We start from the raw sequence: 10,313 nt of genomic DNA, 5'->3' as shown, positions 1-10,313 counted from the left end.
CAGGTATAGGAAAATTAGTAGATGGGTCAGGAAAAGTAACAGCAGGTTTAAATACACTAAATAGTAAAACAGGTGAGATGCAAGCAGGTATAGGAAAATTAGTAGATGGGTCAGGAAAAGTAACAGCAGGTTTAAATACGTTAAATAGCAAAACGGGTGAAATGCAAAAAGGAATTGATGAATTGCATGATGGATCTGAGAAAGTGACTGGGGGTTTGAATAAATTAGTAAGTAAATCCGGTGAATTACAAAAAGGAACAACTGATCTATCAAATGGTATGGGGAAACTTGTTGAAGGACAAAATCAATTAGAAAAAGTGTCTCAAGAAATTCAAAAGGGATTGCAAGATTTAAATAGTAACGTACAAAAATCTGCTGCGGGCTTAGAGGAAATGCAGTCGAAAGGTCCTTCTATATTGAATACAGTAAATGAGAAAATAGATGGAGCTGGGGAAAATGTGGATCAATTAAATGAACTTACGCACTCAACAGCAGAAGATGCAAAAAATGCAGTACAAGATGTAGCGAATTTACAAAAGCAAATTGAAAGTTTACCAAAAGAATATCAAGAGCAGTTACAACCATTCATAACAAGTGCCGTAAAAAGTACAACGACAGTTCAGCAAAAATCTGCTGGGGTAGCAGGTGGAACAAATAAATTAAATGAAGAAGTAAAACAAATAAAAGGCGAAATAAATCAAAAAACAGGTGATGGACCAAGTAAACTGCCGAATGCAACAGAATTAAAATCCTTAACCGTTGGTATTGAGCAATTATCCAGTGCACAAAAAGGGTTTGTTGAAAAATTTCAAGGGTTTGGTGCGAAGTTAAATACTGCTAAAGAAGGTACAAATAAATTTAAAAATGAATCCGGTCAATTAATTGATGCGATAAATCAATTAGCAGATGGCTCGGGTCAAGTAACAGGTGGCTTAGACACATTATCTGCAGGAGCAAATCAAATGGCAGGTGGTGTAAATCAATTAGCAGATGGCTCGAGTCAAGTAACAGGTGGATTAGGGGCACTATCTGCAGGAGCAAACCAAATGGCAGGTGGTGTAAATCAATTAGCAGATGGCTCGAGTCAAGTAACAGGCGGATTAGGGACACTATCTGTAGGTGTAACGAAATTGGCAGATGGCTCAAGCCAAGTAACTGGTGGTTTAGGTACATTATCTGTAGGAGCAAACCAAATGGCAGGTGGCGTAAATCAATTAGCAGATGGATCTAATCAAGTAACAACTGGCTTAGGTACTCTAAATGGTGGTCTAAATAAAATGTCAACAGGCTCAACCCAGCTAATCGACGGCGTAAATAAACTAGCAGACGGATCAGGAAAAGTAACAGATGGTCTCGTAAAAGTAAACGACGGTTCAGGTGAACTTGCTGAGAAACTTGGCGAAGGAGCAGAAAAAACTGGTGAAGTAAAAGGGACCGATAAAACGTATGATATGTTTGCAAGCCCTGTAAAAGTGAAGACGGAGAAAATGGCGGAAGTTCCAAACTACGGAACTGGATTCACACCGTATTTCTTATCACTCGGTTTATTCGTTGGGGCACTATTATTATCTATCGTATATCCATTACGTGACACAGTTGGTGTTCCAAAATCAGGGTTTAGCTGGTTTATTAGTAAGTTCGGCGTTTTACTATCAGTCGGTATTATTCAAGCTGTAGTAGCAGATATCATATTACTATTCGGATTAGGTGTAGAAGTACAAAGTATTCCGTATTTCATACTCTTTAGCATCGTTACAAGTTTAGCGTTTATCGCATTAATTCAATGTTTAGTAACAGCATTCGGTGATGCAGGACGTTTCATTGCCATCATCACATTAATTATTCAGCTGACAACGAGTGCCGGAACATTCCCGCTAGAATTGATTCCGAAGTTTTTACAACCATTCAATGCTTGGTTACCGATGACATACTCTGTATCTGGATTGAAGGCAGTCGTATCAAGCGGAGACTTTAACTTCATGTGGCAAAACATTGGAATGCTCATGATCTTCATCGTTGTATTATCACTTGGAACAATCGCTTCATTAACTTGGATGCACAAACGACAATTTAGAAATATTGCTGAAAATCAATCGGTTGAAGCTTAAATAAGGAACATAAAAAAGGTACCGAAATGGTGCCTTTTTTATTGGTCTTTTTTTATCCGCTATTTGTGGGCAGTAAGACTCCCACCTCAAAATTTGGCTAGAGAAAAGAAGCTAGGTGGGAGATAGACTGCCAATAAACGCCTGATTAGTGTGGGCTAATAATCAGTGAGGGCTGAACAAAACACCTACTGATTAAAGTTTCACTTTATAGGCTGAGAAATTTCATTTGTTTTTCTATTTTTACGGAAGAAGTATATAGTAATACTTATAAGAATAATTGTAGCTACAATCCAAACAAATGGACCATATTTTTCAGCAAAAGTATATAGTTTCATGTTGCTGGCAATGTCCTCTTTTGTTTTTCCTATTAGAATTTCAGAGCCACTATAACCTTCAAGTGTATCTCCTTTTTTTATGCCAAAAATAAGAACGTCTGATTTGTTTTCTATTCCGGTGTATCGGTATCCTCTACCTGTAATTGTTAATTGGGTATCATCCTTTTTTAGTGAATAGTCTTCGGCAGAAATATCTTTGCCTGACAGTGTAATTGGTTCCATTGAGAAGCGGATTTCTTTTAATGCAGGAAGAGTCTCATTGTTTAGTAAGAGTTGCTTTGCAATATGCTGCTCAGTATCAATGTTTATCCAATTTGCTTTTCGTCGTTTATATGTATTAATTTCAAGGAGTGCAAATTCTTTATTTTGAAGTTTTTCCTCTGTAATAGGTTGCGCGGTAGTTAATGTTCCTTTTAATAAAATCACACCGTCTTTTGCAGATTGAAAGGAAGCGGTTTCCTTTGTTTTCTTTAATGTATTGATAGTCCCTTTATAATCCTCTTTTCCTAAAAGAACAGCTCCTGTATGTACGGTTAAAATAAGATATAGGATGCTGAATACGATAATAGCTTTTTTCACTATTTCCCCTCCAAAGTATGTATAATTAAATTATAACATAATTTACCATACTGAATTTATTAATTTGAATAAAAAGTTACAGACGTAAAAGTAATAAATAAATTAAGAGAAGTGTAGATGAGAGGAGTAAAAATGAAAAAGAAATACAGTTGTAAGAAAGGTGTACAACTGTACTTAAAGTGGATAAAATATTTTCTTCATAATGTAATGGTTGTTTTGTATCCCTTTTTTTCTTAATTTCACCATATTTCATGTGTAGGCTAAATAAAAGGATAGGAATTACAACAATTTACAGAGAAACATAGAGTAGAGGGGCTGGTATGATGAAAGGAAATCTTACTTATTATTTTATCTTAAATCTGCTAATCATCTTTCTTGTTTACGCCCTTTCACCTATATTGTTTGATAAAGAAGTATATACAAGTATGAGAGATGCACTAGGAATACTTGTAGTTTACTATGTGCTAATTAGTGGGTATTACTTTATTGATTTTTTAAGTAAAAAAATCAATAAAAATGATAAAGAAAAAACCGATGGAGGACAACAAAATGACTGAAAGTGAAATGAAATTCAGAGATACAACCATTCGTAATTTTTTCGATAAAGAGGACCGTCTAAAATCGATTCCAGGTCAAAAGAAGAAAAAACTAGTATTGTTAGAGTATTTAATTAGCAAGTTAAATGCGGAGAATCAGTATACGGAAAAAGAAATCAATGCATTCATCAAACAATATCATGACGATTTTTGTACGATTAGACGCGAGTTTATTGTGCAGGGGTTTATGGACAGAGAGGATAATATGTACCGTATAAATGGGAGAGAAATGTGGACGAAGTGGGAGGAGTTAAAATGAAAAGCTCTGTTATTGAAAACAGAGCTTCTTATTATTTATTTGGTTGCAATATTTTAAAATCGTAGGCGTAAATGGATTTACCACCTTTAACTGATGTAACAATTTGATCCATGTCTTTGATTGTAGTAGTTTTAATTTTTTTACCGGTTGTTAGAGAGTATGTTTCTATAGAATATTTATGTTCTTGTTTTTCATTATAACGTAATACATATAATTGATCGTCTTCAAAATATGTTTGTTCATTATATCTAACGCCATCGGTTACATGGTAATCAATTTTGAATTTAAGATTGACTGCATTTGTTTCTGTATTAAAAGTTATGACATCACCTAGTCCATTTATAAAAAATAATTCATTGTTATGTAGATAAGCGGAATTATTTTTTGTAAATGGTATGGAAGCTGTGGAATTCTCCTCGGAAGAAAGTAAAATTAAATCTTGTTTTAATGATTTTTTATCAATGCGTAATAAATATACTTTTCCTTTAATTGAATTATCATTCTCAATTAAAATCGTATAATAAAAATTTGAGTCACTTAAAATAGATGAGTAACTAGAATACGACATGTTTTTATCAAGATTAATTGTTGTAACATCTTCAAGATGCATAGTTGAATCATTAAATAATAATTTTTTTAAACTATGCTCATTTTTATCTATATCTTGAGTTAAAACTAAAACTTCATCTGTATTAACGCCAGAACTAATAAGATAATGAGGGATATTTCCTTTATGAATTTGCTTTTGATTACCATACATTACATTTGAATCATAATTGCCAGTAGTGGAGTTACTGCCTGAATTGTAAATGTTAACAAATAAGTCTTGTTTTTTTAAATATATCCTTTGATCTCCTGTATGTTGGTATTTCATTTTATAATTTTTAAAATCTTCTCCAATAAATTTAATATTATCTTTACTTTCTAGTACGATTTCTTTTTTGTTATCAGACACACCTATTCCGCCGAGTTCTAAACCATTCATTTTATATCCATGTGCTTTTTCGTTTTTATCGATGAATATCGCATAACTAATCCCGTTGCCATCCATATCTTGGTCGGCGGTAGAAGAGAGATATATGACAGCTTGTTTATCTTTTAAAAAATCCTTTTTTTCAATATCTTCTTCAGATATCGAATTTACAGTACTGTTTCTAAAGAAGAAAAAATAGATGAGTGCTGCAATTAAAATTACACTTAAAATAAGAATGATTATTTTTTTCACTGTTATGAGCTCCTTTTATAAGAAGAAGTGCAACAACTATAGTTGTTGCACTTCTTCTTCAGTATTAAATATTACGAATTGTTGAGGTTTGTTTTGCGTCACGAACATCTCGTGGATATACACCAGCACCGCCATCTTTATCTAAATCTAGTCCGCCATGAAGTTGATAAGCCGACCAAATTAATTTAGAACAGTTTTTAGCTCCATAATGGGTTGTACTTCTATTTGTAGCAAAATTATAAGAATATGAATCTTTACCTACACGATCTTTTGCCCACCATGCCGCATCATTTTTGTTTTGCCAAGATGTATTTACGGATTTTACTACCGCATCTCCTTTATCTACTTTACGGGATGTAGTACTAATTGTACGAACGCCATCACCTGGTACAGATTCAACAATTGTATTTGAACTATAATACATACCAACATGTCCATGATTTAAGTATGCAGTGTATGAACCCGTATAGAAGAAATCCCCCATATTGCTATTCCCTACTGAAACTGTACCACCACTAGCTCCTAAAGTATTCATTTTTTTACTTGCTTCTTTTTTGCCTTGTTCTTCATCTGCTTTTAGCTCTTTATAAATCTGTTCAGAAACAGCTTCTTTTGTATTCCCAGTGTTGTTTGCTAATTCATTAATACTAGATATTAGCTCTTGTGTACTTACATCGGGCTGCATTTTTTTGATTTCATTTAAGTAAGGTAAATCATCACTTTTTGCCAGAGAAGCAGTAGGTACAATTACAGTAGAAGCTAGTAACCCCATTGTTAATGTTAATGCATGTAGCTTTTTCATAATCCATCCCCTTTGTGCAATTTATTTTTTTGGGAATTTTACCTGTATTTTATTTAAATGGTAAAATTCTCCTTAATGATAAGTGATAGTTTTATAGCTGTAAATCGTATTTTAGTAATTAATTGTTGAGAAAGTTTAGCTTGTAATAGGTTTGAAAAATAAGGTTATTATGTTTTTAAGTGTAGATAAATTATATGGAAATGTATAATACAGTTTGTGTGAATATTTGTCTAAGGAATTAAAGGAGGGAATGATTATGGTGGGCTTTATAAAAATTATTCTTTAGTCGTACCATTTGTTATAATACGTGATATTCGTAATTTGTTATATTCCCTACGTTTTTTTGTTGAGAAATAAAAATAGTACTTTATTTGAACTTTCACTTTCAGTAATGTATATAATTGTCTCAATTCAGTTTTTCAACGAGGGTTCTTACAAATTAGTAGCTTACTTTGTATAGTTCCATTTTAATAGTCATGATTAAAAAGATGGCCAGGTAAATATCTGAGCCATCTTTAAAACATTTTATTCTTCCTCCCACTATATTGGTGGGAGGATTCCATTTTCCCTTTATGAGAAATTATGAAATTGCGTTCTCTAATCGCTCTTTCTGGCGCAGATGATGTGCAAAATGCATAAAAATAAGCTGGAACCATTCTGCTGCATGTAAGTAACCAAGCCCAGGATGTTCGACTTTACAATCCCTAGGGATAGAAGAAAGTGTTGGCTCAATGTCTTTAACAACTGTAATTAATTCTAGAAGCTGTTTCTGTACGTCTTCTTTATTAGCTGGGTTTTCAGGCGTATATCCAGGATGATCTGGTAATTTGATTTTTATGTCCGGGAAAGCCCCCATCATATATACCTTTTCTCCCATATCTGTTTTCTTGTTAGTTACAGAAGGTAATTCAGTTCTGCATTTCGTGATTGCATCTAACTGCATGCGTGTAGCTGAAATTAAGTGATTATACATTTGACCGAGAGACCATTCCTCATGAGAAGGCTTCATCCTAAATTGTTCTATAGAGTACCTTTCTAATTCGTCTATGTAATACGTTGCTAATTCTTCAAATTTCTTCATAGTGTTAACTCCTTTTTATAAAAATGTATTTGTTAATACCTACTATAAAGGAGGGCTACTGACAGCATTATGTCAGTAGTGAAATTAAAGTTTTAACATTTTTTTTGCTTCATCACGGATTTTCTCAGAAAGAATTTTTGGCTCAAGTACTTGCACTTGGCTTCCCCAGCTCAATACCCATTGAAACACTTCGTCTATGTTCCTTGATTTCAATAAGACGTGAAAAACGTTATCTTTATGTTCATATGAATCTATAAAAAAATATCGTGATTCAATAATTTTATGAGCAATATGAGATGGAAACAATAAATGGATTGTAACAGTACGATTGCTTTCAGGCTTGTAGTTTTGTAAAGAAAAGTCTTTCGGTTTTGTGAAAAATTCTTGTTCTTGCTGTAATGTATCCATACGATCTAAGCGGAAATTGCGTATTTGTTTTCGAAGTAAACAGTGGGCAACGATGTACCAAATTCCTGAAATATTGACTAAGCCATAAGGATGAACGGTCCGCTTTATTTTTGTAGTTTCTCTCGGTTTCCGATAAGAAAAAGAGATAGCTTGTTCTTTTTGAATAGATTCTTGCAATAGAAGAAGTTGATTTTCTAGTTTTTCTTGTTCAGATTGATGATGTGAAAATATAGGAGAAAGGAAACGAAAAGTTTCTCGTAATTCCTGGGCTTTCTTTTGTTGATCAGCAGGGAGAACAATTTCAAGTTTCTCTTTTGCTGATCGTGCATGTACAGAAAAAGAAGAAGTAAAAGTTTTCTCGATATAATCACCGCCTAGTAAAAGAGTAACAGCCTCTTCAGGCGTAAGCTGAATGGGGGGCAAGAAATAACCATCCATTAATGAATAACCGTGGCCGGGCATGGCGAAAAGTGGGACGCCAGATTCACTAAGTGCATCCATGTCTCGATAAATAGTTCTTATACTTGTTTCGAATTTTTCAGCTAAGCTTTTTGCTGTAACAGTTTGTCTTCTTTGTAATTCAATTAATATGGCTAATAAACGATCTGTCCGATTCATGAAATATCACCTTCAAATTTTTATAAATATGCTTACTGTAAACTTCTAAAAGCAGTATGTTTTCCCCTCCCATTAACATACTTTTCCCTATGTATAATATTAATATAGTAAAATCATAACAACCGATATTGCAGTTTCCAATAATATACTATATAATCAATTTAAGAAAACGTTTTCATGCAAAGGGGGAGAATTTCGTGTCGACTATAGAGGACGTGGCGAAATTAGCGGGGTTATCAAGGACAACGGTTTCTAGGGTGATTAATAATCATCCATATGTTTCAGATGAGAAGAAAAAAAGGGTTCAATTAGCAATGAAGCATTTAGGCTTCGTTCCTAATTCTGCGGCGAGAAGGCTTCGTAAACAAAAGACGGAAACAATTGCGGTGCTAGTTCCAAGGATTACAAATCCTTTCTTCAGTAGATTTATTGAAGCAATCGAGATTGCTGCTTCTGAACATAAATATAAACTGATTATTTGTCAAACAAGATATTTACCGGAAAAAGAGATGGAGTATTTACAATTATTATCTACGAAACAAGTAGATGGGATTATTCTATGTTCACTAGAAAATTCATGGGAAGATGTAGAGCCATACTTACAGCACGGTCCAATCGTGTTATGTAATGAATATATTGAGGAAGCAAATGTTCCAACAGTGAAGTTTGATCATGCGCAAGGAGCATACATAGCTGCTAAGCATGTGTTAGAACAAGGGTATCGTAATCTTATTTTTTGCCGTGGTAACGAAACCAAAGTCGTTAGCCAACAGCGAAAAATGGGCTTTTTACGTGCGATAACAGAGAAGAGCCGCGAAGTAGAAGCGATCGATTTTCTTGAAAACGCTTTCTCTTGGGAGGATGGAAAACGAATATTCCATGAAGTATTAAAGGACAAAAAAAATCCTACCGCGATTTTGGCAGGAGGCGATGAGGTAGCAGCTGGAATTATCTCAGAGGCGAAACGCCATGACTGGAGTATTCCAGATGATCTCGCTGTTATCGGTTTTGATAATCAAATTTTATCACAGATTACAGAGCCAGGTATTACGACAATTGAACAGCCAATCGATGAGATGGCCCGAAAAGTTGTCGACCTGATGATGGATAAAATCCATACGAAAAATTATCGAAAAAAAGAATTGTATGAGTTTGAACTGGAGCTCTTGGTGAAAGGTTCAACGATGAAGGATACGATGTTATTAGCCTAGTAGACTATGTCTGCTAGGTTTTTTTATGTTCACAAACTACTATTCTTCGTGAACGCAGTCATCACATTTGTTATGGTATGCTTCGTGCTGCTCATCAATTTCTTTCCCGCAGTGCGCACAAGTTTTCGTCGGTAAATTTCTGAAAAACTCCATTGGTTGATCGATCATGTCAATCCCTCCATTTCCATTTCTTACTATCATTGTATTAGTACAAATAACGAAAGTCAACAACTGTTTTATAACAAAGTTGAAAATTAATGAAAAAGTTTAGGAAATGGATTATAGTTAACAATGTAGGGTGTAAGTAAAAACTACATTTCTACTCGGTTTTAGAAAGGATGGATACATATGAAAATGACTGTTGTCGGCTTTTGGGGCGGCTTTCCAGAAGCGGGAGAAGCAACGTCGGGGTATTTGTTTGAACACGATGGTTTTCGTTTACTTGTAGACTGTGGTAGTGGTGTACTAGCACAGCTTCAAAAATATATAACACCGTCTTATATAGATGCAGTTGTACTGTCGCACTACCATCACGATCATGTTGCAGACATTGGGGTATTGCAATATGCGAGATTAATTACGAGCGCGACAATAAGGCAACTACCGGAACTACCAATTTACGGTCATACGTTTGATGAGAATGGATTCCATTCTTTAACGCATGAACCACATACGAAAGGAATTGGGTACAATCCAGAAGAAACAATTCAAATTGGACCGTTCTCGATTTCATTCTTAAAAACTGTTCATCCTGTTACATGTTTTGCAATGCGTATTACAGCTGGCGATGATGTTGTAGTATACAGTGCGGATTCAAGTTATATTCCTGAATTTATTCCATTCACAAAAGATGCTGATCTTTTCATTTGTGAGTGTAATATGTATGCACATCAAGAGGCTGCAAAAGCAGGGCATATGAATAGTACAGAAGTAGCAAGTATTGCAAAAGATGCGAATGTAAAAGAACTTTTATTAACGCACTTACCACATACAGGCAATCCAGCTGATTTAGTAACAGAAGCAAAACAAATTTTCAGTGGCCATATTACGCTAGCGCATAGTGGCTACGTATGGAACTCATGAGGTGATAC

General features: G+C 34.5%; 11 protein-coding genes. 5 read left to right on the top strand and 6 right to left on the bottom strand.

Annotated features, from left to right (window positions below; all coding sequences use genetic code 11):
• The coding region (locus tag AC0NJG_RS20200) for a YhgE/Pip family protein (protein WP_474063334.1) at nucleotides 1-2,108 on the top strand (2,108 nt) is incomplete at its 5' end.
• Nucleotides 2,109-2,308: 200 nt separating this feature from the next.
• On the opposite strand, the gene AC0NJG_RS20195 is transcribed toward AC0NJG_RS20200, so the two are convergent.
• On the bottom strand, nucleotides 2,309-3,022 hold the full coding sequence (locus AC0NJG_RS20195; protein ID WP_474063333.1) for a hypothetical protein: 714 nt from the start codon (nucleotides 3,020-3,022) through the stop codon (nucleotides 2,309-2,311).
• Nucleotides 3,023-3,342: 320 nt separating this feature from the next.
• Between AC0NJG_RS20195 and AC0NJG_RS20190 the strand changes: the two genes are divergently transcribed.
• Nucleotides 3,343-3,579, top strand: coding sequence for a hypothetical protein (locus AC0NJG_RS20190; RefSeq protein WP_088327914.1), 237 nt, complete (start codon nucleotides 3,343-3,345; stop codon nucleotides 3,577-3,579).
• A complete protein-coding gene (locus AC0NJG_RS20185; protein ID WP_140421280.1) occupies nucleotides 3,572-3,877 on the top strand; it encodes a DUF2087 domain-containing protein in 306 nt (101 codons plus the stop codon). The genes AC0NJG_RS20190 and AC0NJG_RS20185 overlap by 8 nt, the downstream gene beginning before the upstream one ends.
• Nucleotides 3,878-3,908: 31 nt before the next feature.
• Here AC0NJG_RS20185 and AC0NJG_RS20180 read toward each other — a convergent pair whose 3' ends face one another.
• From AC0NJG_RS20180 to AC0NJG_RS20165, 4 genes are all read right to left on the bottom strand, one after another.
• Nucleotides 3,909-5,102 (bottom strand): hypothetical protein, encoded by a 1,194-nt coding sequence (locus AC0NJG_RS20180; protein ID WP_000720213.1) that lies wholly within the window; start codon nucleotides 5,100-5,102, stop codon nucleotides 3,909-3,911.
• A 64-nt stretch (nucleotides 5,103-5,166) separates the two neighbouring features.
• The gene (locus AC0NJG_RS20175; protein ID WP_000733102.1) at nucleotides 5,167-5,904 is read right to left on the bottom strand and encodes a hypothetical protein; all 738 of its coding nucleotides are present in this window, start codon (nucleotides 5,902-5,904) and stop codon (nucleotides 5,167-5,169) included.
• Between the two features lie 580 nt (nucleotides 5,905-6,484).
• Complete coding sequence (locus tag AC0NJG_RS20170) at nucleotides 6,485-6,985, bottom strand: DinB family protein (protein ID WP_087951608.1); 501 nt, start codon at nucleotides 6,983-6,985, stop codon at nucleotides 6,485-6,487.
• Between the two features lie 84 nt (nucleotides 6,986-7,069).
• Nucleotides 7,070-8,011, bottom strand: a complete 942-nt coding sequence (locus AC0NJG_RS20165) for a helix-turn-helix transcriptional regulator (protein ID WP_474063332.1) — start codon at nucleotides 8,009-8,011, stop codon at nucleotides 7,070-7,072.
• A 197-nt stretch (nucleotides 8,012-8,208) separates the two neighbouring features.
• On the opposite strand from AC0NJG_RS20165, the gene AC0NJG_RS20160 reads away from it, so the two are divergent.
• Nucleotides 8,209-9,222 carry a LacI family DNA-binding transcriptional regulator gene (locus AC0NJG_RS20160; protein ID WP_087951610.1) on the top strand — a complete coding sequence of 338 codons (1,014 nt, stop codon included), beginning with the start codon at nucleotides 8,209-8,211 and terminating at the stop codon, nucleotides 9,220-9,222.
• Nucleotides 9,223-9,261: 39 nt separating this feature from the next.
• Here AC0NJG_RS20160 and yhfH read toward each other — a convergent pair whose 3' ends face one another.
• Nucleotides 9,262-9,390, bottom strand: coding sequence for a protein YhfH (gene yhfH, locus AC0NJG_RS20155; RefSeq protein WP_000567010.1), 129 nt, complete (start codon nucleotides 9,388-9,390; stop codon nucleotides 9,262-9,264).
• A 180-nt stretch (nucleotides 9,391-9,570) separates the two neighbouring features.
• On the opposite strand from yhfH, the gene AC0NJG_RS20150 reads away from it, so the two are divergent.
• Entirely contained in the window at nucleotides 9,571-10,305 is a 735-nt protein-coding gene (locus tag AC0NJG_RS20150) for an MBL fold metallo-hydrolase (RefSeq protein WP_474063331.1), read from the top strand.
• The last annotated feature ends 8 nt before the right edge of the window (nucleotides 10,306-10,313 follow it).

Source organism: Bacillus sp. SSR7 (assembly GCF_055902415.1).
The sequence above is the reverse complement of the archived record's forward strand: the minus strand, read 5'-3'. Positions and strand labels throughout refer to the sequence as shown.